This is a genomic window from Aequorivita vladivostokensis (assembly GCF_000952855.1).
Taxonomy (GTDB): domain Bacteria; phylum Bacteroidota; class Bacteroidia; order Flavobacteriales; family Flavobacteriaceae; genus Aequorivita; species Aequorivita vladivostokensis.
The window spans coordinates 472256-495709 of sequence record NZ_JSVU01000001.1 but is presented as its reverse complement, the minus strand read 5'-3'; the positions used below and the strand labels follow the sequence as shown (position 1 = coordinate 495709).

Genomic DNA, 23454 nt, shown 5'->3' with positions numbered 1-23454 from the left:
AGGTTTCAAGTTTCTAAAAAAACATATTCTCCCGCATAACCCTTAACTCCTAACCCTTAACTTTTAACTCTTAACTCTTAACTCTTAACTCTTAACTCCTAACCCTAAAGCAATGCACATAAAATCGGCAGAATTTGTAATGAGCAACAGCGATGTTGCCAAATGCCCAAAGGACCGTTTGCCGGAATACGCTTTTATTGGACGCAGTAACGTTGGGAAATCTTCGCTTATCAATATGTTGATGCAGCGCAAGAGTTTGGCAAAGACTTCGGGAAGACCTGGAAAGACTCAGCTTATAAACCATTTTCTCGTAAATAAGAATTGGTATTTGGTGGATTTACCGGGCTATGGGTATGCACGTGTTTCAAAAAGCAGTAAAAAGACTTTTCAGAAATTCATCACCAATTATTTTGAAAAGCGGGAGCAAATGGTACTCGCCTTTGTATTGGTAGATTGCCGCCACGAACCGCAACCCATCGATTTGGAGTTTATGCAATGGATGGGCGAAAGTGGAATCCCCTTCAACATCATTTTTACAAAAGCAGATAAGCTGAAGCCAAAAGCATTGGAAAGAAATATGGCTGCTTACACCGAAAAAATGCTCGAAACCTGGGAAGAAATGCCGCCGTATTTTGTTACCTCAGCCAGTGATTCCACGGGAAGGGATGAAGTGTTGAATTATATTGACGAATTAAATAAAAACCTAACAGGTCTTTGAGACCTGTTAGGTTTAATCGGCCTTATCCCCGCTTCAACTCCAATTTTTCAGCAAAATAATCACAGAAATCGCGCATCGTGGCGCTCATCTTTTCGTCATTGGTGGCACGCTGAAATGTATCGGCCATCGCACTTAAGGTTTGGTGGAAGAAAATTTTCATCTCGTCCACGGGCATTTCCTTTGTCCAAAGGTCTATCCGGAGCGATTCCTTGCTTTTACTGTCCCAAACCGATAGCATCACCGCCTTTGTTTCCTCGTTTGACACGCCGCCGTCCTCGGCTGTCCAATGGATATTTTCAGGTATTTTATTTTCGTCAAGACCCACTTTTAGCCTTATTTCTGAAGTGTGTTTAATTGCCATTATTTCTTTGGTTTGTATTTTGAATTCGTAAATATTTCGTCTGCGTCGGTTATCATGAGCCGCTGCACATCCGTATCGTTTTTTTCCATATAGGCACGAACAATTTTCCAGCCCAAATAGCGCCCCAACATTCCGGGAGATTCGTTGTCTATTTCCAAGTAAAATTTTGAAAAAGGCGCGGGATTTATAAACCGTGCGCCCAGTTTCGGGTCGGTGCTGTAGAGCAATTCCTTCTCAATAAAATAGCGCCACATATATTCCTCATTCTCCTCTGCCCATTGGTATTCCGCTTCGGTATAGCCTATTTTTTCAGCATCTGAAGCATTCGGAAGCCATAAATCCTTTAAATAAAGCTCTTTTCCGAAGTAAATAATCTGCCCCAAAAAGCTAGCTTTATTGGGCGGTTTTATATACTGCCGGGCATAAGCTTCGGCAATGTCCGGGCCTATTTGCGAGGGTTTCATTTCTTTGGAAATATAATTGTCAATTCCTTCATAAAAACGATGTTCCGCACCCAAATAATTGTCCAGGCCAATCACCAGCATACTATCCGCAAGGATTACCTTATTGCGATAATCCACGTCTGAAGTTGTGGTAACCACCACCGGCGTGGTAAATTTCGGGAAGTAATATTTTATATGTTGAAATAACGGCACGAGAACTTCCTCCAAAGCTTCATCATTCGGAAATGCTTTCAACACTTCACTTTCAAGTTGCTTTTGAAGTGTATCGGTCAGTTTTTCAACCCAAATACTGTCGCTGTATTGTTCTGGGAAAAAAGCCGGAAATTCAGCCTTTAACTTCGGCAGCGTTTCGGGAGTGGCTTCAGCAAATTCCTTGTCGAAACGGATGATTTCAACGTTTATAGGAATTTTTTCAATCTCCTTTTCAACCTTGCTTTCGTCATTGCACGAAAAAAGGAAAACGCCTAAAAGAGCGAGTGCGAAATATTTCACCATAGAAAAATTGTTATTGTTGGTTAACGCCATTCCCTATTATTAATTTTATCTTTAACCACTTTTGCGGTGCAAAGGTACTTTATTGTTGAAAGAGTTTAACAGTTTAAGGGTTTAAAAGTTTAGAAGTTTTCGCCTTCAACCTTTATAAGGAGAGAACAAAATGCACCCTTTAGGGCCGGGGTTTTATAGAATAGGTATAAAAATAAATAATGAAAAATATGCAGACCGAAAAAGTTATAGATTATATTGTGGATTGGCTGAAAAGTTACGCCACAAACGCAAAAATGGACGGATTTGTATTAGGCATAAGCGGTGGTATTGATTCTGCCGTAACCTCAGCGCTCTGCGCAAAAACGGGATTGCGCACACTTTGCGTGGAGATGCCCATACACCAAGCGCCAAGCCAAGTGGACCGCGGCCGGGAGCACATTCAGTTTTTGAAGAAGCATTATGCGAATGTGAGCAATACAGAGGTAAACCTAACTTCTGTTTTTGAAGAGTTTAAAACGGCCGTTCCCCAAACCAAGCGAGACAGTTTCCTAGACCTGTCGCTAGCCAACACACGCGCACGGCTGCGGATGACTACGCTTTATTATTTTGCGGGGCTGCACCGTTATTTGGTTGCGGGCACCGGCAATAAGGTTGAGGATTTCGGCGTAGGTTTTTACACAAAATACGGCGATGGCGGCGTAGATTTGAGTCCCATTGCAGATTTGATGAAAAGCGAAGTCTATAAACTGGGAGAGGCGTTAAATATTCCCAATTCCATTATGAAAGCTGCACCTACCGATGGATTGTTCGGCGATAGCCGCTCAGACGAAGAACAGCTTGGCGCAAGCTATGACGAACTGGAATGGGCCATGAAAATGGTGGAAGCGGGAAAAACCAGCTCCGATTTCTCGGGAAGGGAAAAAGTGGTTTTTGACATCTACAAAAGATTAAATAGAGCCAACCAACACAAAATGGAGCCAATCCCCGTTTGTGAAATCCCCAAAGAATTGAAGTAATATTGTTATTTATCGAATAATTTAACCATTAAACGAAAGGTTCGATTTTCTTTAACGTGAGATTTTATATATTCAAAATGTAGTATTAATATTACGTGTCTAAAACTAAAAAATTCCCCAAAGCCTAAAGGTTTTATACATTTTTTTTGAATCTATAAAAACTAAAAAATGAAAACCGTTGTAATTGCCGATCATCATCCTGTAACCAGAAAAGGTGTTTCCATTTTACTTGATAGCACCAATGAATATACCATTGTTGGGAAAGTAGCCCGAGGATCTGAATTGTTAAAGTGCCTTGAAAAAGAACGACCCGATATTTTAATTTTGGAGTTAAGCATTCCTGAAATAAATGGCTTTCACGCGCTTCGTAGTATTCGTGAGGAATTTCCAAAAACCCGAATTGCCATTTTCTCCTCACATCCCGAGGAAATTTATGCCCTGCGCTCCGTAAAGTCCGGTGCCGCCGGCTATATTCCGAAGACCACTTCTTCAGAAGCATTTTTGCAGGCCATTAAACGGATTGCGCTCGGCGGAATTTATTTGAACGACGAATTGGCGGCGGTCTTCAACAGTCGTTCAGTGAGCGACAATACGCTTGTGGGCCGTTACAAAAAACTTTCTGCGAGAGAAGTGGAAGTACTAAATCTTTTATCAAACGGCAAGCGTAATAAAGACATCGCCTCGCTGTTGGAGATTAACGAAAAAACCGTAAGCACCTATAAAACGCGGCTTTTAAAAAAATTGAACGTTACAAGCTTGGCCGAATTGATAAACCAGGCGCGAATGTTTCAATTCAATTAATTTTACAATACGCGATTTAGTTTATTGGAAAGTACTTTTTTTAAGCTTAAATAATCTACAATTTCCTGTAGGCCGGCTTCCTTTTCAGAATTGTCTTCCTGTTTCATAGTTTCAGAAAGCTCGTTTATTTTTTGTGCAACCAGATGACGGCGCAAGTTCAGGATAGTCTCACTTACCATTTGGGCTATGGTCTGTTCTTTTTCCTTCACATAAATTTCCTTTCGTTCCCAATTATGAAGCACGTAGCGTTCTTCTTCCATCAAAATATGGGTCACGGCAGAAGCCATTTCCGGCTCTAATTCATTAATGAAGGTCTCCGCCTTTGCCTCTGGATTTTGGTTATAGCGGTTTACCACCTCATAATATAAATCCTTGAATTCCGGATTTGTAAATTCAATTTCATCTTCCTGCAAATCCAGATAAATTTTTTCAAAAACCCGCGACTTATGGATTTCAGGCCTAAATGAAATTTCGCCTTTTTCGTCGGCTTCCAGTATTAAATCCTCAAAATTCTCCTCCACATTTCCGTAAAGCAAAAGCAACTCGATTATTTTCTTTTCCAACTGAAGCTGGACATCAACTTTCTCAATTTTTCTTTCCGCGGGGATTATTTCAAAAGCCCCTTGTGGAACCTCGGCCTTCTTTGCGGAATCCTTGCGTTCCTTTTGGAAAATCTGCGCCAGTGTATTAAACAGTACTTGTTCCGAAATATCCATAATCCGGGAACATTCCTTTATATACACTTCGCGCTTTATCACGTCGGGGATTTTGGCGATGCTGTTTACCATATCGTGTATGGTCTCGCTCTTCCTTATCGGGTCGTTCTTTGCTTCATTTGCAAGCAAAGAAGCTTTAAAAGTGATGAAATCCTTGGCGTTTTCTTCCAGATAAAGCGTAAGCTCTTCCAACGAATTTTTTCGCGAAAAACTATCGGGATCCTCGCCTTCGGGAAAGGTGCAGATTTTCACGTTCATCCCCTGTTCCAAAATCAAGTCGATACCGCGTAACGAAGCGCGAAGGCCTGCCGCGTCGCCGTCAAAAAGCACGGTTATGTTTTTGGTAAGCCTATTAATCAACCGGATTTGCTCTGGCGTTAAGGCTGTTCCCGAAGAGGACACCACATTGTGAATACCCGTTTGATGAAACTGGATAACATCGGTATAGCCTTCAACCAAATAGCAATTGTCCTCTTTGGCAATGCTTTGCTTGGCGTGAAAAATTCCGTAAAGCACCTTGCTCTTGTGGTAAATGTCGCTTTCGGGAGAGTTTAAATACTTTGCCGCTTTCTTATCCGAAGTTAAAATCCGCCCACCAAAACCAAGCGTGCGACCGCTCATACTTAAGATGGGGAACATTACCCTACCCTTAAAGCGGTCGAATTGTTTTTCTTCCTTTACGATGGAAAGCCCCGTTTTTTCGAGGAATTCAAGTTTATAGCCTTTTTTGATGGCGTGACTGGTAAAGGCATCCCAAGAATCTGGAGAATAACCGAGTTCAAATTTTTTGATGGTTTCATCGGTAAAACCTCTTTCCTTAAAATAGGAAAGGCCGATTGCCTTGCCCTCTTCGGTTTTGAGCAAGGTGTTGTGAAAATAATCCTTTGCAAATTCGCTTACCAGATAAAGGCTTTCGCGCTCGTTGGCCTGCTCCTTTTCTTCGCTGGTCTGCTCCGTTTCCTCTATTTCGATTCCGTATTTTTTTGCCAAAAATTTGATGGCCTCGGGATAGGTGAAATGTTCGTGTTCCATTAAAAACGAAACCACATTCCCCCCTTTTCCGCTACTGAAATCCTTCCAAATTTGCTTAACGGGCGAAACCATAAAACTCGGCGAGCGCTCATCGGTAAAGGGGCTGAGCCCTTTATAGTTGCTGCCGGATTTCTTCAACTGCACAAAATCGCCGATTACCTCCTCTACGCGGGCGGTCTCAAAAACATTGTCTATGGTAGTTCGGCTTATCAAGTTTATTGGCGTTGAGTGTGAAGGGTTAAGCGTTAAGCGTTAAGTGTTAAGGGTTATTAGGATTTCGATTTGTAAAAATAGGAATATTAAGAATGAAAAACCCACAAGGTTTTGGAAACCTTGCAGGTTAATTAACAAACGAATAATGAAACGATGTGTGGCTAATCCACATCAAACCGCAGCCCGAGGGAAACGTTGCGCTGGTCTATCGGATTGTTTTTGAAAATGGTATTAAGGTCGTATTTGGCATATAGCGCCACACCCTGCCAACCAATATAACCGCTGAGGCCATAAATAAAGTTGTTTGTATTGTAGTCTGCCTTTAACTTTAGTTTTTGATCTTCGCCATTATCCTCAAACTTCAATTTCTGGCGCGCGCTCAAGTTTATTCCTGCATAGCCTCCCAGCCCAACCGTCAATTGGTTATGGGTTGAGTAGCGAAAATAATCATCGTGCTCTATCTTTTTTGAGGGGCCAAATTCAAAGTGGATTGGCACCACCAGATTGTCCATTCTAAATTTGGATTTGTCCAGCTTTAAAGGATAGTTTTGAAGTTCAGTCCGTTCGCCCGTATCTACATAATAGCGGTTATCGGTAGGCTTTAGACCATTAAATTGAAACGACAGTCCATATTTAATACGAAGCCAATTGGTATTTTTGAACACACGGGTCTTCCACGCCCAACCGAGCTCCGCAAAACGGCTGCCGGCAACCTTAAAGTCTGAATCCTGCAAGGATTCGCCTTCGGTAATTGCGTTGTTGAGTCCGAAAGCCAAGACGAAGTCAGAGGTGGTGCGACGGTCGTATTTTCGCTGTTTACTCTTTGGACCTATAAAAATAATATTGTCTTCATCTTTTCCCGAAGTAATAATACGAATAGTAATTCGGTCTTCATTATTTTCAATGGAACCATTGCGCTTTAATAGAGCGACTTTATTGTCAATTATCGCCAGTCGGTTTTGGATATTTAAGGCATGCTTTTCTGCAGCTTCCTGTTTCAGGGTTTCGGCTTGAGATTCAGAAATGTTTCCACTTTCCAAACGTTTAATAATATTCTCAACTTCCGCTTTCAGAGCGTCTTTTTCTTCTTTAATAATTTCTTCCTTTAAAGAAATAAGCTCCTCAACTGCTGTTTGAGATGCGCTGTCTGTTTCCTGCGCCTGGGCATAAATCCCTGCAAGTAGCCACAGGGCGAGCGCGGTGGTAAATGTAATTAGTTTCATAAGTGTTCGATTTTTTGATTAATGATGATGATGAATGTTTATTGTTTATTGTTTATTGTTTATTGTTTATTGTTTATTGAAAATTGCTAATCGTTTCTTTCTGAAACAGCTGTCCGCACTTTTTGAAAACCTTCGCCCAGGGCGTCAAAAACCTTGTCGCGGAAACTTTTTTCCAGCTCCCATTCCACATCCTGCAAAAGTGCGGTGGCATCCACTTTTTCACTGTTTAGGATGCGCTGTGTTTGTATCTCGCGGCGGGCATTGGCAAGTAGGGCTTCCACTTCAGTTGCGGTAACTTCAGCGTTGTCTTGCTGGAGTTTTTTTACGGATGCAACAACTTCATCTACTTTCGTATTAAAAATTTGGTCTTCCTTGGAAAGCACAGTTTTTTCGGTGTTTACGGTTTGTTCTACATCTGAATTTTGTACGGCAATAGCATCGCGCTTTTCAATCCTTTTATCGATTGCGGATTTCTTTTGCTGAAATGGTTTCGGCTCAACATTTGGTTTCTGCGTTTCCGAGGCTTTCTTTTTTGACGCTTTGTTTTCCATTTTTTCAGAACTATTTTCTTCCGAAGCAATTGTTTCATTGTTGGAATTATTCGGAATAATTTCCAACTCCGTTTCCGTGGCGGGTGTTTCAGAGTTTTCATTCACCACTTGGTTTTTCACTTCCGAAGTATTTCGGTTGAATAAAACAGAGGCCAAAATCAAGAGACCCACAAAACTTGCGGCGACATAATACCACAGCACGGTTTTCTTTTTAGGCTGCTCCGCATCCAGTTTTGCCTCCAATTTTTTCCAGGCATTGGCGGAAGGTTTCATTTCTCTCGCTTCCAGCTTTTCGCGGATGTTATCTTCCAGTTTATAGGGTGCCATAGCTCAGATTATTTTGTTGTTTTACCATATTTTGAAGCATTTTGCGGGCCTTGAACAGTTGTGTTTTTGAAGTGTTTTCACTTATCTGCAACAATTCGGCAATTTCGCCGTGCTTATAGCCTTCCACCGCGTAGAGTACAAAAACCGTTTTGTAGCCGTCGGGCAGAGTGTCTATCATTTTTTGGATTTCATTCGCTTCCAGTTCGGTTTCAATAAAGGTGGCGTGCTCACTGGTGTTTTCTATTTCCGTTTCCGAAATGAAATGCAGCTTTTTGTCTTTCCGAAGTTGGGAGATGCTTTCGTTCACCATAATCCTTCGTATCCAACCTTCAAAACTGCCCTCATTTTTAAAATCGTTTAAATGGGTGAACATTTTGAAAAAGCCCGAAAGCATAACTTCCTCCGCCAAATCGTTATCTTTCAAATATTGCCTGCACACGCCCAGCATTTTAGGCGAAAACATTTCAAACAATTGATGCTGCGCGCGGCGGTCGCCTTTGGACGCTTTCGCTATCAACTGTGAATAGTTTTTATGTAAGGGTATAATTTTCAAAATACGCTTTGCTGTTAAAGGCTTCTATTTTAATAGACGCAGGTTTTTGAAAAATGGTTGTCTAATGGGGGGAAAAGTTTTCAGTTTTCAGTCGCAGTATTCAGTTAGCCTCTGAATACTTAGACTGAATACTGAGACTGAAACCTGCTATTTTTTCCGGTCGATAACGTAATTCACCATCAATTCCAATGATTCCTTATAGGGCGAAGTGGGATAAGACTCCAGGAGTTGCAGGGCTTGTTGTTGGTACTCCTTCATTTTTGTAACGGCATAGTCAAGCCCGCCGTTGTCTTTCACAAAAGTGATGACTTCCTTCACGCGCTGCTTGTCCTTATTGTGGTTTTTCACCGAATTGATGAGCCACTTTTTTTCTTGGGAAGAAGAATGGTTTAGAGCATATATTAAAGGTAGCGTCATTTTTTGCTCCTTAATATCAATGCCTGTGGGCTTGCCGATATGTTCAGTCCCGTAATCGAAAAGGTCGTCCTTTATCTGAAAGGCGGTGCCAATGAGCTCGCCAAACTTGCGCATTTTTTCCACCTCTTCGTCGGGCGCCATTACGGACCGGGCACCCATGGCACAGCAAGCGGCAATTAAGGTGGCGGTTTTTTGGCGGATGATTTCAAAATAGATTTCCTCGGTAATGTCGAGCCTTCGGGCTTTTTCTATTTGAAGCAGTTCCCCCTCGCTCATTTCGCGTACGGCTACTGAAATTATCTTCAATAAATCGAAATCGTCGTTGTCAATGGAAAGCAACAAGCCTTTTGAAAGCAGATAATCACCTACGAGCACGGCAATCTTGTTTTTCCAAAGTGCATTTATGGAGAAGAAGCCACGCCTGCGGTTGCTATCATCTACCACGTCATCGTGCACTAGCGTTGCGGTGTGGATAAGCTCGATAACGGAAGCGCCGCGATAGGTGCGCTCGTTCACCTGCCCATTGCCCGTCATTTTCGCAATGAGGAAAACGAACATGGGGCGCATCTGCTTTCCTTTTCGGTTTACTACGTAGTGGGTAATTCTGTTGAGAAGGGAAACTTTGGAAGACATGGAGGCAGAGAACTTTTTTTCAAAAAGCTCCATCTCGGTTTCAATGGGAAGTTTGATTCGTGAAACTATCTTCATAAAGGCTCAAAGATAGTTAAAAATGGACGATGGTTTTAAACGAGAACACAAGTAAAGGTGATGGATTTAAAAAACAGGAACGGGAATTTAACAAAATATTTTGAAATCATTCTTACCTGTAAAAACCAAAATCTCAGTAAAACTATCATTTAATTTTTAAAAATTGAAAAACCTTGTTAATAAATACGAAACAGACACTCAACAGTGCTTTTAAAATGCGAATTTTTAAAAAGGCGTTAAAACATTCCGAAACAGACGTAAACAAAGGAACAAGCCTTATTTTTGGGAAAATTAATTTTAACTCCTTAATTATTATTAAAATGAAAAAAATTACACTATTGGCCGCATTGTTTGCTGGCTTTGCTATGAATGCTCAGACTACTATTTTTGAAGATGATTTTGAATCTTATGATGATTTCATTATTGAAAATGTGGGAGATTGGACTTTAGTTGATCTTGACCTTTTACCTACTTACGGTTTCCAAGGTATTACTTTTGACAATTCTGGATACACTGGCGCTTTTATTGTTTTCAATTCTACTGCAACAAATCCTCCGTTAGATCCATCAGCTGATTCTGACTGGACTGCATACAGTGGAGTGAAGGCAATGACATCTTTTGCCGCTGTACCAGACGGCACAACTAATGCAAACAACGATTGGCTAATTTCCCCACAAATTACACTTGGAACCTCTGGAAATTTACTTTCTTTTTGGGCAAAAGCAGCTGACGCTACCTATGCACAAGAAACTTTTAATGTATTGATATCTACGGTTGATACGGATCCAAGTAGTTTCTCTTCATTGGACTCAGGTTTAGTTCCTCAAGCAATCGATTGGGAAGAATTTACTTTTGACTTAGATGCTTATGCCGGACAAGATGTTTATATTGCTATTAACCATGTGGCTTCGGATCAATTTGGTTTTCAAGTTGACGACTTTAAAGTTTCAGCCGATGTATTGGGCGTTAATGATTTAGTTTTCAACGGTTTCAAACACTTCGTTGCAAACGGCCAGTTAAACCTTTCCGCAAATACATCTATGGAAAAAGTTGCTCTTTACAATATGTTAGGACAACAAGTGGTATCTCAAAAATTGAATAGCAACAACGAAACTGTAAATATTTCTGGACTTCAGTCTGGTGTTTACATCGTGACTGTTTCTATTGAGGGCGCAAGCAAGACTTTCCGTATTGTAAAAAACTAATTTGTTTCCAGCAATATTAAATAAAAAAGAGCGGCCAAAAGCCGCTCTTTTTATTGTTTGTTTGCCAATTGCCCGCAGGCGGCGTCAATGTCCTTACCGCGGCTTCGGCGGACGGTTACGGGAATTCTGTCGTGTTCCAAGGCTTGTATATAATCATCAATCACTGTGGATGAAGCCTGTTGAAAATGGCCATCTTCAATAGGATTGTATTCAATAATATTTACCTTGCACGGCACGTATTTGCAGAACGTAACGAGCGCCTCAATATCTTCCCACCTATCGTTTATATCCTTCCAAACAATGTATTCATACGTAATCTTACGTTTGGTTTTGCTGTACCAATACTCCAAGGATTCGCGCAGGTCGGGTAGCGTAAAACTTTTCGCAAAAGGCATAATCTGCTCCCGCTTTTCCTGAATGGCGGAATGCAATGATACCGCGAGATTGAATTTTACTTCATCATCCGCAAGCTTCTTTATCATTTTTGGAACGCCAGAGGTAGATACGGTAATGCGTTTTGGAGACATTCCTAAACCGTCCTCAGAGGTAATTTTCTCGATAGATTCCAACACATTTTTATAATTCATGAGCGGCTCGCCCATTCCCATAAAAACAATGTTGGAAAGGGGCTTATTGTGATATAGACGGCTTTCCTTATCGATGGCCACTACTTGATCGTAGATTTCGTCTGGGTTTAGATTGCGCATTCGTTTCAGCCTTGCCGTAGCGCAAAAAGTACAATCCAAACTACAGCCCACCTGACTGGAAACGCAGGCGGTCGTCCTCTTTTTTGTGGGAATCAAGACCGATTCGACCACCAGGTCATCGTGAAGTTTCACGGCGTTTTTTATGGTTCCGTCGTTGCTCTTTTGAAGGTGGTCAACTTTAATATGGTTAATGACGAAATTTTCATCCAAATGCTTTCGGGTTTCCTTTGAAATATTGGTCATATCATCAAAGCTGTGAATCCCCTTGCTCCATAGCCAATCATAAACCTGTGTCCCTCTAAAAGCCTTGTCACCAATGCTTTCAAAGAAACTTCGTAGTTCTTCTTTTGAAAGTGCCCGTATATCTCTTTTTTCTGAAACCATCGTGCAAAATTACGGTATTTAAAACAAAAAGCCCCTTTCTTTTCAGAATAGAGACTTAGCTTAATTTGAAATGAAATTGTTATTTATTGATTATGATTTTTTTGGTCATCGAGTCGTTGCTGTCTTCATCCATTAAATGAAGAAAATAAACCCCCTCTGCAAGATTGGTTACATTAATGGTATTCATTGTATTGGACAATGAACCCGAGTGGATCCGCTGCCCCACCACATTAAAAAACTGAAAGGATAGATGCGGATATCTATTATTCATAACCGTGATGGTTGTTTTTGCAGGGTTTGGATAGATTTTAAGATCTCCCGTAATTTCAAAATCCGGAGTGTTCAATAGGTTTTGGAGGGTTTCTACGGTAGCACTCCCAAAATTGATAGGATCCAACCATTCCAAAAGGCGGGTTTGGGAAGTAGTGCCGGTATTCCACGAAACCCCAAATCTGCCGTAAATATCATAATCGTTATTATTTTCCAAGCCATTACAGGCTGACTGCCCAGCATAAAGTTGCCCGATAATCCTTCCATTTTCATCAAATAAAGGAGAGCCAGAGGAGCCACTTTCGGTAGTTCCTATTTCCCAACCATTACCGCTGCCATGCGTTCCGCCACCCACCAGCCAAACTTGGGTCCCGTTGGCGTCCACTTTCTGGGCACCGGAATCATCGCGGCAAATTTTCATAATATCGCCTTTTGGATGGTGAATACCTACTTCAAAAATTGGAGCGGTATCGGAATTGTCCCAACCTGCAAAAGCGACATCCCACGATTCTGGTATTCTATCTAAAAGTTCTACAAGCGCAAAATCACTTTTGGCATTATTTGCGCGGAGTTCGGCTCCACTAATGGTGAAATTGGTTTGCAGATTGCCACTTTCCTCCCCTGTGCCACAAACCGGGACAGGGCTTACCCAGTTAAACCTAATAACCCAAAGAGCCGGATTGCTATTCTGAAGACAATGATTGGCTGTTAAAAGAAAAGGAGTTTTATCATTTTTAGTATTGTTAACCAAGGCTGCGGAGCATAGATAGCCATTTCCCAGATTCAAAAGGGCTACTGCTTTTTTTACCAAATCTTTTTTACCGTCGAAATCGGACCCTACCGGACAATTCACATCATAATTACAGGCTCCCGCATCATTAAATCCTTTGCCCTCCCCAATAATTGCGTTTACCCTGCCCATTCTATACCCGTGGATTACGCTATTTATTTGCAGCCTTGCCGTATTGGGTGTGCCTGGTGGTTGGTAATATTCAATCCAGATAATATCGCCTTCTACGAACCAGGTACCCAATTGGCCGTTTATCCTATTTTGGTCATGGTCGAAGGTCTGGGTAACATCTGTTCTCTCTTGATTATATAATTGAAGTTTTGAGCCAGGCGGTAAATAAAAATCACTAAAATTAACGCTTAGGTTCATTGCATCCGCTGAATGAATGGTGGCTCGCCAAATCTTGGCTCCATTGGGCAGTGTGGTCCATAGACCATCGCGCCACATATTCAAGTCAAGTTGCATTTCAATACCATAACGCCAGGGCATACTTTTATCCAAATCGTTGATGCTATCCTGTTGCAATATCAATTGGGTATCTAAAGGAGGGAGATGAAAAATTTCCGGGTGTTCGGCCAAATTTAAGTTCCAGCTCTCAGGCAAATCCCAGCCCATACCCTGAGGAAGGGCAACTAAATAAACCGTGCAAAAAATGAAGCAAAGTATAGTTTTTTTCATGCAGTTACCCGGTTAGTTTTCATAAGAAAGACTAAGGTATATTATTAATCTGACATTTGAAAACCAAACGCTTATAAAATAAAAAATCCCGATGCGCATCGGGATTCTTAAAATTTATATGAAATCTCTATTAGATAATCAACATAGCATCGCCATAGGTATAAAATCTGTATTTTTCCTTAATGGCCTCAGCGTAGGCTTCCTTTATAAAATCGTGTCCCGCAAATGCCGAAACCATCATCAACAATGTAGATTTCGGGGTGTGGAAATTCGTCACCATCGCATTGGCTATACTGAAATCATACGGCGGAAAAATAAATTTGTTGGTCCATCCCTTATAAGGATTTAACGTGTGGTTTGAAGAAACCGAACTTTCCAAGGCACGCATTGCGGTAGTTCCCACGGCGCACACACGTTTTTTCTTTTGAATACCGGCATTGATGATACTTACGGCTTTTTGGTCAATCTCCATCTCTTCCGAATCCATCTTATGTTTTGAAAGATCCTCCACCTCAACAGAGCTGAACGTTCCCAACCCAACGTGAAGCGTAACTTCGGCAACGTTTACTCCTTTAATTTCAAGACGTTTTAAAAGGTGTTTTGAAAAGTGGAGACCTGCAGTGGGTGCGGCAACGGCGCCTTCATTTTTAGCAAAAATAGTTTGATAGCGCTCTGCATCTTCGGGTTCTACTTCCCTTTTAATATATTTCGGAAGAGGAGTTTCGCCCAATTCCGTCAATTTATTCCGGAACTCTTCATAAGAACCATCAAAAAGAAAACGCAGGGTTCTGCCGCGCGAAGTGGTATTGTCAATAACCTCTGCCACGAGGGTTTCATCATCGCCAAAATACAGTTTGTTTCCAATCCTTATTTTTCGGGCCGGATCTACCAAAACATCCCAAAGACGGGTTTCGGGGTTTAATTCCCTTAAAAGAAAAACTTCAATACGGGCACCGGTTTTTTCCTTATTTCCGAAGAGACGTGCAGGAAAAACTTTTGTATTGTTGGTTACCAAAACATCATCTTCCTCAAAATAATCAATCAGATCCTTGAACATTTTATGCTCAATGGTCTTGTTTTTTCTGTCCAATACCATCAAGCGCGATTCGTCACGGTTTGGTGCAGGATATTCTGCCAATAATTCTTCCGGAAGGTTAAAGTTGAAGTTTGAAAGTTTCATTCCCATAATGCGTAGTTCTTTTGAATTTAAAATGCCCCTTCAAGGCTTTGGTTTACAAGGGCGCAAATATACAACCTCAGAACAGGCGTTGTCAAGTAAATGATGGTTTATTTAACCAATTAACTTCCAGAGCGGGATAATTACATCCGCAAAGACCTATTTTGCTGAAATTTTCAGCATTGGGTTTTAGGACATTTCACATTCAACTCCCGCAATTTTTAAATCACTCCAAAAGTTGGGGTATGATTTTGAAACCACTTCGGCGTTGTTGATGGTGAGTTCAGTTTTTAAGGCCAGTGGCGCAAATGCCATCGCCATACGGTGGTCCTGATAGGTTTCTATCCTAACTTCCGGATTTAGGTGAAAAGATTTCTCAAGGTTTAGCGAGCTTTCGTCAATCTGAACAGACGCGCCCAGTTTTTCCAATTCAATTTTTAAAGCCGAAAGGCGATCCGTTTCCTTAATCTTTAAAGTGTGGAGCCCCGTAAGCCTGCAGCCTATCCCCAGTCCGAAACAACTTACCGCAATTGTCTGTGCCAAATCTGGTGTGTTGGCAAGATCGAGCAATAGCGAGTCTGGCAGTTGGGAATTTTTTTTTGAAAGCGAAATGGTCTTTTCGGAAATATTAAAATAGGTCTGTACGCCCAAAGCTTCGTAAATCTGGGCCAAAGCGGCATCGCCCTGCAAACTTTCTTCAGAAAAACTGCCTAGGGCAATCTGGAGGTCGTCGGAAAGGGCTACCAAACTGTAAAAATAGGAAGCCGAGCTCCAATCAGATTCCACGATCATAAGATTGTCATGGATGGTTTTCGCAGAAGAAATTGATATTACATTTTTTTCGAAATCTCCTGAAATTCCAATATTTCTCAAGAGTTGGAGGGTCATTTCTATATAGGGCACCGAAGTGGTCTTGCCTTGCAGGAAAATTTTCAAACCTTTGGGAAGCGCGGGCGCAATGAGCATTAAAGCGGAAATATATTGACTGCTGACGTCGGCTTTGATCCTGACTTCATTTTTGAGAAGTTTTTTACCTATTATTCTTAAAGGTGGGAAGCCTTCGTTTTGGGCGTATTCAATATCGGCGCCCAAACTTTTAAGAGCGTCCACCAGAATACCGATGGGACGTTGCTGCATACGCGGGCTGCCGGTGAGCAGCACCTCGGTTCCTTCCGTTGCGGCAAAATAGGCTGTCAAAAAACGCATGGCTGTACCGGCGTGATGCACATCTACCGTACCTTTTGAAATTTTCAATCCTTTTTGTAAAACAGCGGTGTCATCACTGTCTGAAAGGTTTTCGATGGAAATATTTGGGAATTGTGCCTGAAGGATTAACAATCTGTTCGATTCACTTTTGGAACCGCAAATGTTGATTTTTATATTTTCTGAAGGGAGTTCTCCACGTTTAAAATTGGCCTTCATTGCCCTTTCTCTTTTTCTTTGAGTTTCGCCCTAAACTTTCCGAAGGTTACGAAAAACCCATATACAAATCCCGCCAAAAGCAGCGTAAGCATAAACATTACAGGATCCCTCTCCGTAAAATAGGCTATTTCGAAACCCTCGATTGCCCATTTTATCAACGCAAACAGCAGCGCAAAGGCTATGGCAAGCGAAAGCACCGACTTCCAAAATCCCTTTGTATTTATAACCCTTTTGAACATTATTTTAGTTTTTGGTTGTTGTGGTGCCTATCGTGGTCGCGTTTGGTTTTTAAGTCCAGCTTTTTTTGGAACGCCTTTTCGAGATCGACACCCGTTTGATTGGCCAGGCAGAGCACAACAAAAATAACATCGGCAAGTTCTTCGCCCAAATCTTTGGTTTTATCGCTTTCCTTTTCGCTCTGCTCGCCGTAGCGACGGGCTATGATACGTGCTACCTCGCCTACTTCCTCGGTAAGCTGGGCCATATTGGTGAGCTCATTAAAATAGCGCACGCCGTGCTCCTTTATCCACTCATCTACTGCCTTTTGTGCGTTTTTGATGTCCATTATGCTTTTGAAAGTACAACCTTTTCGTTTTCCTTCGCGATTAAGAGTTCATAGAATTTCTTCAAATTTCCGTATTCTTCGGCAGCAATAAAAGATTTTTTGATAGAAAATTCAACCGAAAGTTGCAGCTTGTTGCCAATTTGCGATATCAAATAGCGGAAACTACCTATATTCTCACCCAAATTAAAAACGGTGTTTTCGGGTAAGGATTCTACTTGATACCCTTCGGGTAAATCAATATTTACAATGTATCGATCTTTCATAGGATAACCGAAATCTATAGGATATAAGCGGGTGTCAGGCTTGAAAGGACTTTCTTTGGCAGCCATGAATACCAAAGGTGAAAAATATAGTTTTCCGGCTATGTCTTCCACGGCATCCGCCACTTCAAAATCATATTCCAAAGAAACAGGTTTTCCCAGGCTCTCCAAATTCTCAAAAGTTACATTGGAAAGTTCTGCTTGGTCGGTTTCCTTTGCTATTGCTTTTCTTTTGGCATCTTCATTCATGCTTTTGTATTCCTGCCTATACTGAAAGGCGTAATTGCCGGTAAATCTGTTCTGGGCTTTCCCAACGACGGTAAAGTCGGGTTTTATTTCGGCATTGACCATTGCACTTTTTACGGCGGGAATCTGAGGGCTGAGCGATATCCAATCAGAGAATCCCTCTTTGGTGATGACGCGACCTTTCCAATTCATAATACTGGTTCTCAAAACCCCAATATCGGCATCTTTATTTGTAGCATCCAGCAACACAATGCCCTGTGGAAGCTCCACGGCGGCAATCACATAATTGAAACCATTGCGCGTAGGGAAGAGAGGCATGCCATTATCCTTAGTACTAACTAAAACCGGATTGGCATTTAGATTGGCCTTCCGCAACATAGCGATAAGCATTAGATTGATATCGGCTACATTTCCGGAGCCTTTTTTATAGGCTTCCTTTACACCTTCATTTGTGTAATAACCCAGATAATTGTTCCAGGTCATTTTATTCAGCACGAATGAAAAGATCTTTACAACCTTTTCCTCAGGATTGCTTACACCACTTAAAAGATTGTTTAGATCATTTTCAAAATAATTGTCCTTGGATAGTTCATTACCGAAGGAATCTACCTCAAAAATTCGCTTTGATACATCCTCCCAGGTGGTTGAAAACGTCCTAATGGGAGAGCCTGGAAAATCAATGTAACTCATTTCGAACTGTAAGGCGGTTGTGTAATAATTTAAATTACCCACATACGCCTCTTCCTTTAAGGCGGGAACGTTTTCGAGCTCCAGGGTATAAATATCTTCCTTAAATTTTACTTCCCGGGTAGAGGTTTCTGGAATTCCGGAGCCCGAAAAAGCTTTAATATCTTGGGTTGTTTGTCGATAGCTCATTGTTCTTTCCCTTGATTTTACATCAACATTATAGGGCACCCAGCCTCTTTGGTGAGTTTTATAGACAAAATATTCGGGGGAGGTGAAGGTAACGCTCACCTTATCCACAGGAATCGTTTCCTGAAACTTAAATTCGTCAATCTGGAAAATAAAAGGCGAGTTGATAGTATATTTATATTCAATAACACAACCTTCGCGCACGTCTGGCATGGTAATTTTGGTCTGGGTAAGAAACTTGGTGGTTTCCTCTTCAAAGATTCCATCATTCCGTAACTTTACCTCTTCTATTTTGCCGTCGCCATCCAAATAATAAGTATAGCCCTTCAATCCTAACAATTTATCTTCACCATCTCCCTTGTACAGATCGATAGTGGTATTTGCCCAATCAAAACCTTCTTTGTTATAAATTTTAATACGCACAAAGTAATCTGTTACCATATACCAACCCGAGTCTTGAGTATATTGAAAATCGGTCTTGGTTTCTCGGTAAAGAATTGCGGCATTGGCAGTAGGATCGGTGGGGTGTTCCTTTTGGAGCAACTCTTCCTTGGAAACTTTTCCAAATTTATAATTTTGGGCAATGGAGGTGCCAGAAAAACACACGATGGCGATGAGGGCAAGTAAGCTTGATTTCATTTTATTTTAGGGTGTTTATTGAATATTCTGTTTTAGTAGTACTTTAGTTTTGTCCAATCTGGCAATAGAACGGAGGAAATCCCTAAAGTTTTCGTATTCCGAAGATGGATATTCCCCTTTGTTTATTATTAATTCACGAGTATAGGTCAGTTTGTTATCTGATGATATATTAAAATCGATTTGATATTTTCCGAATTTGGTTTCCAGAACGGTTGCCTCTGGTAGGCCCTCAATCGTTAAATTATCAGGTATTTCCACGGTTATCGTATCAATATCGATTGCGCCATTGGCTATATAAAGATTTTGTTTTCGGCTATCTATTCGCGGAGGAATGTATTGGTTTTGATTGAAAATATTGGCGCAAAAAAGATAATCGCTTCCTACGGGATTTGCATAATTTGGGATGTTGAGGGATAAGTCTTCCGTAAATATCACTTCTTCCCTGTTATTATCGAGGTTTATATCTGTAATTGAAAAGCCATTGATGTAATTCCACTTCTTTTTGTAGTGCTCATCCAATTCTTCCTGTTTTTCTTTTGGCAGCATGTAGTCATCGTCATATTGAAGGCCCTTGGATACACTTTTCAGGGTTGCGGTTAGATTACCATTGGCATCAATTCTAACATTGGCGCTGTTTTCTTGTGTGTTTTCTTCTGTTTCGTACACTTTGGTATGTGCAATTTTACCGCCTTCGGGCGTTATCATCAGCACATCTCTATCATTGGTAAATTTCCCAATATATCCATAGGGCGTATCCTGACTGGTACATTCTAACCAGGTTATTTCATCATTATTGGGTATTCCGAGAATTACGTGATTACCCTGCAATGAGGAAAAATCTTCCATGATATCCCATTTTATCTTATCGCCATATACCACGGTATAGTAAGAAGGTACGCCTACAGCGTCCAGTAGGGCTTTTGTGTAATTCGTCAACGCCTTACAATCCCCGTAACTGAGCTTATCCACATCTGAGGCAGGCATAGGCTTCCAGCCTCCTATCCCAATCTGGATGCTGATATAACGCACTTTATCCTGGACAAATTGATATATTTTTCGGGCCTTTCCTTCCGTGGTAGTTTCATTTGCTACAAGACTTTTTACGCGTGCCAACGAGCCCTCTGGTACATCGCCTACATCAGAAAGTAAGCTCTTGTTCATCCAGATTCCAAACTCTCGCCAGTCTGTACCCGAACCCACGGTTTCTTTTAAATTAAAGTTGTTGAGCGCAACATAAACACTCGGGAATATTTTGTTCATCAAAGGCCCGTGCTCCTCGTACCGAACAGCTTTTAGGTTTGCCGCCGAGAAAATCAATTCCTCCGGTGTATCGGAAATGGCGATATCAAGTCCCTCTACATTTTGGGGCTTATATTTTGGCTTATTTGCAGGATCATATTTTATTTTCAGTACACTTTTCTGCGCACTTTCGGCATAGCCTTTTAATGGAATCCACGGACTCAAAAATGCTGTATCACCGGATTCCGTTTCACTCTCAAAAACTGCGATATACGGGTATGAAGTAGGGGTATAATTCAGATATAGCATTCGTGAGTCTGTGTACATATTATAGCCCGTCCTGCTCACATCTCTAAAATCCTTTTTTTTGAAATGTTCCACTTCCTTTCCAAAGGCGTTATAGATTCTAACCTCAATATCCTTTACACGCGAATTTGAATCGTAGTACTCATGCAGTCGCGGATCTCTATCGCCAAGTTTGTTCAGTACTGCAATGACCCGATATTTTTTTTCTTTCAGTTTATTGATGTTGGTCACATCTATTTCTACCAATTCATCAAGCAATACACTGTTTGAATATTCGGTCAATTCTTCTGGGATAGAAGCAATGGAATACCCCTTTTGGGAAAATATATGAGCTGAGCAAAGTAGGAATGCCAAGCAAAAAATCTTTTTCATAAAGTAATTTTTCACTTGGCAATATATAAAATTTCCGAAAGGTTAAAAAAAAGTTAAAGAGATTATTCTCTTTTTTTTGAATCTATCCAGATTGTTACCGGCCCGTCATTGATTAGGGCAACCTCCATCATAGCCCCGAAACGTCCCGTCCTTACTTTTGTATTGGTTTCATTTTCAAGTTGAAGCACAAATTTTTCGTAGAGCGGGATGGCTGTTTCAGGTTTGGCGGCATTTATAAAGGAAGGACGATTTCCTTTTTTGGTATTTGCGTGTAACGTGAATTGGCTAACCACCAAACAGTCGCCATTTATATCCTGCACCGACAGATTCATCGTTTCGTTTTCATCTGAAAAAATCCGCAAACGAGCAATTTTTCCTGCTAACCAGTCAATGTCCTCTTGGGCGTCCGCAGCTTCGATTCCCAATAGAACGAGAAGTCCCTGCTCTATTTCAGAAAAAATTTTTCCTTCAATAGTCACGGATGCTTTTTTTACTCTTTGGATCAGTGCGCGCATCTCTGTTATTTGTTAAGAGTTAAGGGTTATTGAGTGGAATTTGGGATTTGGAATTTTTATTTTTCGTTATATATATCTTTTCTGAAGTGATCCTCTTCCCCTTCCAAAATCTGTAAATAGCTTTTATAGCGGGACCACGCTATTTCCTCATTTTCCAACGCCTCCTTTACCGCACATTGGGGTTCTTCCAAATGAAGGCAATTGTTAAATTTGCAATTTTCCTTCCGTTCAAAAAACTCTGGAAAATAATCGCCCAATTCTTCCTTGTCCATTTCCACCACGCCAAAACCCTTAATTCCGGGAGTGTCTATTATCTGTCCGCCAAAGGAAAGATCGAACATTTCTGCAAATGTGGTTGTGTGCTGCCCCTGCAAATGTTGTTCAGAAATTTTTGAGGTTCTTAAATCCAGGTCGGGTTCAATTGCGTTGATTAAAGTAGATTTCCCCACGCCGCTGTGGCCCGAAAACATCGTCACCTTCTCTTTCATTATGGCTTTTACCTTGTCAATATTTTTCCCTGTTACTGCCGAAATTCCGATGCACTCGTACCCTATCTTTCGGTAAAGCGCTGCAAGGAATTTTATCTCTAATAATTCGTCTTCGTTGTAGGTGTCAATTTTGTTGAAAAGGAGCACAGCTTTAATGTGATACGCCTCCGCAGTTACCAAAAAACGATCGATAAAAGTGGTGAATGTGGGCGGGTTGTTCAACGTTATAAGCAGAAAAGCAACGTCAATATTCGCGGCAATGATGTGAGTTTGTTTGGAAAGGTTTACAGATTTACGGATGATGTAATTTTCACGTTCGTCAATATGTTTTATCACCCCAACGGTTTCATCGCCTTTTTTTTCAATATCAAAATCTACGTGGTCGCCCACGGCAACGGGATTTGTGCTTTTAATACCGCCAATTCGGAATTTACCCTTTATACGGCAATCGTAAAAAGTACCATTTTCCGCTTTCACGGAATACCAGCTGCCGGTAGATTTATAGACGATGCCTTTCATCTCGCAAAGTTGCAAAACTTTTTACTCATTAATAACCTTTTTCTGATGGTTAATGGATTCTTGGTGAATGGCTTTGTAAATTTTCAATACAAATTCTTCCCTGAGTTTGTTCTGTTCGCCCTCAAGAATCATACGTCCCAAAACTTCATTCCATCGTTTTACCTGTAAAATGGCAACATTATTCTTCTTTTTCAAAGCGCCAATTCCGTCAACTATCTTCATCCGTTTGCCCAACATGTCCATGATTTGATCGTCAATTAAATCAATCTGCGTGCGCATGGTATTTAATTGATTATTGAATTCGGCTTCGTCCCCTTCAACCTTTCGGATTTTCAGATCAACCGTCATTTTGTCCAACGCCCGGGGCGTTATTTGCTGTTTCGCATCGCTCCAAGCATTGTCGGGGTCAAAGTGCGTTTCTATCATCAACCCATCATAATTTAGGTCGAGCGCGGTTTGGCAAAGGTCAAAAATAATATCGCGTTTGCCCGCAATGTGTGAGGGATCCAAAATAAGCGGTAAATCTGGAAATGTGTTTTGAAGGTCTATAGGAATCTGCCATTCGGGATTGTTGCGATAACGCGTTTTTTCATAAGTAGAAAAACCGCGGTGGATTACTCCGAGCTTGGTTATTCCGGCGGTATAAAATCGTTCCACAGCACCCAACCACAGAGCCAAATCTGGGTTCACTGGATTCTTTACCAAAATTATTTTATCGGTTCCCTTAACCGCCTCTGCAATTTCCTGTACAATAAAAGGCGAAACCGTAGTGCGTGCGCCAATCCACAGAATATCCACATCGTGTTTTAGTGCCAAATCTACGTGGTTTGCGTTCGCAACTTCAGTGGTTGTGAGCAATCCGGTTTCTTCTTTTGCCCTTTGAAGCCATTTTAAGCCCAAGGCGCCAACGCCCTCAAAATTGCCCGGACGGGTTCGTGGTTTCCAGATTCCGGCCCGTAGCACCGAGGTGTCTGTATCCTTCAATTGATGTGCTATCTTCAGCAGTTGCTCCTCAGTTTCGGCACTGCAAGGCCCCGCAATTACAAGTGGATGGTTTAACCCAAAGGCATCTAACCAACTGCGCAGTTCTTTTTTGTTTTCCATAAAATCAATTTCATAAAAAAAGCCCCAATATGGGACTTTTCAAAAGTATATTTTAAAATACAATAATCCCAATTAGCGAATGTTTTGGAACATATGCCACCAAGCCTTG

22 protein-coding genes are annotated in these 23454 nt (G+C 41.2%); 4 read left to right on the top strand and 18 right to left on the bottom strand.

Annotation, left to right across the window (positions count from 1 at the left end):
• The first annotated feature begins 112 nt into the window (after positions 1-112).
• On the top strand, positions 113-718 hold the full coding sequence (gene yihA / locus MB09_RS02225; protein WP_045079208.1) for a ribosome biogenesis GTP-binding protein YihA/YsxC: 606 nt from the start codon (positions 113-115) through the stop codon (positions 716-718).
• 22 nt (positions 719-740) lie between these two features.
• On the opposite strand, the gene gldC is transcribed toward yihA, so the two are convergent.
• Together gldC and gldB are read right to left on the bottom strand one after the other, a co-directional pair.
• Entirely contained in the window at positions 741-1079 is a 339-nt protein-coding gene (gldC, locus tag MB09_RS02220) for a gliding motility protein GldC (RefSeq protein ID WP_045079207.1), read from the bottom strand.
• The gene (gldB, locus tag MB09_RS02215; protein WP_045079206.1) at positions 1079-2038 is read right to left on the bottom strand and encodes a gliding motility lipoprotein GldB; all 960 of its coding nucleotides are present in this window, start codon (positions 2036-2038) and stop codon (positions 1079-1081) included. The genes gldC and gldB overlap by 1 nt, the downstream gene beginning before the upstream one ends.
• A 218-nt stretch (positions 2039-2256) precedes the next feature.
• Between gldB and nadE the strand changes: the two genes are divergently transcribed.
• Positions 2257-3045 carry an NAD(+) synthase gene (gene nadE, locus MB09_RS02210; RefSeq protein ID WP_045079353.1) on the top strand — a complete coding sequence of 263 codons (789 nt, stop codon included), beginning with the start codon at positions 2257-2259 and terminating at the stop codon, positions 3043-3045.
• A 168-nt stretch (positions 3046-3213) separates the two neighbouring features.
• On the top strand, positions 3214-3846 hold the full coding sequence (locus MB09_RS02205) for a response regulator (protein WP_045079205.1): 633 nt from the start codon (positions 3214-3216) through the stop codon (positions 3844-3846).
• A gap of 2 nt (positions 3847-3848) precedes the next feature.
• Here the strand turns inward: MB09_RS02205 and dnaG are convergent, their stop codons facing one another.
• The 5 genes from dnaG to MB09_RS02180 all read right to left on the bottom strand — a co-directional run bounded on the left by dnaG (position 3849) and on the right by MB09_RS02180 (position 9586).
• Positions 3849-5807 (bottom strand): DNA primase, encoded by a 1959-nt coding sequence (gene dnaG / locus MB09_RS02200; protein WP_045079204.1) that lies wholly within the window; start codon positions 5805-5807, stop codon positions 3849-3851.
• A gap of 161 nt (positions 5808-5968) precedes the next feature.
• Positions 5969-7030: a hypothetical protein gene (locus MB09_RS02195; protein ID WP_045079203.1), complete on the bottom strand. Its 1062-nt coding sequence runs from the start codon at positions 7028-7030 to the stop codon at positions 5969-5971.
• Positions 7031-7116: 86 nt separating this feature from the next.
• A complete protein-coding gene (locus MB09_RS02190; protein WP_045079202.1) occupies positions 7117-7908 on the bottom strand; it encodes a hypothetical protein in 792 nt (263 codons plus the stop codon).
• Complete coding sequence (locus MB09_RS02185; RefSeq protein WP_045079201.1) at positions 7895-8461, bottom strand: RNA polymerase sigma factor; 567 nt, start codon at positions 8459-8461, stop codon at positions 7895-7897. Before MB09_RS02185 ends, MB09_RS02190 begins: the two co-directional genes overlap by 14 nt.
• A 147-nt stretch (positions 8462-8608) precedes the next feature.
• The gene (locus MB09_RS02180; protein ID WP_045079200.1) at positions 8609-9586 is read right to left on the bottom strand and encodes a polyprenyl synthetase family protein; all 978 of its coding nucleotides are present in this window, start codon (positions 9584-9586) and stop codon (positions 8609-8611) included.
• 173 nt (positions 9587-9759) lie between these two features.
• On the opposite strand from MB09_RS02180, the gene MB09_RS02175 reads away from it, so the two are divergent.
• Entirely contained in the window at positions 9760-10791 is a 1032-nt protein-coding gene (locus tag MB09_RS02175) for a T9SS-dependent choice-of-anchor J family protein (RefSeq protein WP_165586664.1), read from the top strand.
• Positions 10792-10841: 50 nt separating this feature from the next.
• On the opposite strand, the gene rlmN is transcribed toward MB09_RS02175, so the two are convergent.
• From rlmN to MB09_RS02120, 11 genes are all read right to left on the bottom strand, one after another.
• Complete coding sequence (gene rlmN, locus MB09_RS02170) at positions 10842-11882, bottom strand: 23S rRNA (adenine(2503)-C(2))-methyltransferase RlmN (protein WP_045079199.1); 1041 nt, start codon at positions 11880-11882, stop codon at positions 10842-10844.
• A gap of 79 nt (positions 11883-11961) precedes the next feature.
• On the bottom strand, positions 11962-13620 hold the full coding sequence (locus tag MB09_RS02165; RefSeq protein ID WP_084709014.1) for a T9SS type A sorting domain-containing protein: 1659 nt from the start codon (positions 13618-13620) through the stop codon (positions 11962-11964).
• Positions 13621-13750: 130 nt separating this feature from the next.
• The gene (queA, locus tag MB09_RS02160; protein ID WP_045079350.1) at positions 13751-14800 is read right to left on the bottom strand and encodes a tRNA preQ1(34) S-adenosylmethionine ribosyltransferase-isomerase QueA; all 1050 of its coding nucleotides are present in this window, start codon (positions 14798-14800) and stop codon (positions 13751-13753) included.
• Between the two features lie 186 nt (positions 14801-14986).
• Positions 14987-16219 carry a 3-phosphoshikimate 1-carboxyvinyltransferase gene (locus MB09_RS02155; protein ID WP_045079198.1) on the bottom strand — a complete coding sequence of 411 codons (1233 nt, stop codon included), beginning with the start codon at positions 16217-16219 and terminating at the stop codon, positions 14987-14989.
• Positions 16216-16458, bottom strand: a complete 243-nt coding sequence (locus tag MB09_RS02150) for a hypothetical protein (RefSeq protein WP_045079197.1) — start codon at positions 16456-16458, stop codon at positions 16216-16218. The genes MB09_RS02155 and MB09_RS02150 overlap by 4 nt, the downstream gene beginning before the upstream one ends.
• The gene (locus MB09_RS02145; protein WP_045079196.1) at positions 16458-16784 is read right to left on the bottom strand and encodes a nucleotide pyrophosphohydrolase; all 327 of its coding nucleotides are present in this window, start codon (positions 16782-16784) and stop codon (positions 16458-16460) included. Before MB09_RS02145 ends, MB09_RS02150 begins: the two co-directional genes overlap by 1 nt.
• Complete coding sequence (locus MB09_RS02140; RefSeq protein ID WP_045079195.1) at positions 16784-18802, bottom strand: transglutaminase domain-containing protein; 2019 nt, start codon at positions 18800-18802, stop codon at positions 16784-16786. The genes MB09_RS02145 and MB09_RS02140 overlap by 1 nt, the downstream gene beginning before the upstream one ends.
• A 15-nt stretch (positions 18803-18817) precedes the next feature.
• Entirely contained in the window at positions 18818-20719 is a 1902-nt protein-coding gene (locus MB09_RS02135; protein ID WP_045079194.1) for a DUF3857 domain-containing protein, read from the bottom strand.
• A gap of 62 nt (positions 20720-20781) precedes the next feature.
• The gene (gene dtd, locus MB09_RS02130) at positions 20782-21234 is read right to left on the bottom strand and encodes a D-aminoacyl-tRNA deacylase (protein ID WP_045079193.1); all 453 of its coding nucleotides are present in this window, start codon (positions 21232-21234) and stop codon (positions 20782-20784) included.
• Between the two features lie 56 nt (positions 21235-21290).
• Positions 21291-22241 (bottom strand): ribosome small subunit-dependent GTPase A, encoded by a 951-nt coding sequence (gene rsgA, locus MB09_RS02125; protein WP_045079192.1) that lies wholly within the window; start codon positions 22239-22241, stop codon positions 21291-21293.
• A gap of 21 nt (positions 22242-22262) precedes the next feature.
• Complete coding sequence (locus MB09_RS02120) at positions 22263-23345, bottom strand: bifunctional 3-deoxy-7-phosphoheptulonate synthase/chorismate mutase type II (RefSeq protein ID WP_045079191.1); 1083 nt, start codon at positions 23343-23345, stop codon at positions 22263-22265.
• Positions 23346-23454: the final 109 nt, after the last annotated feature.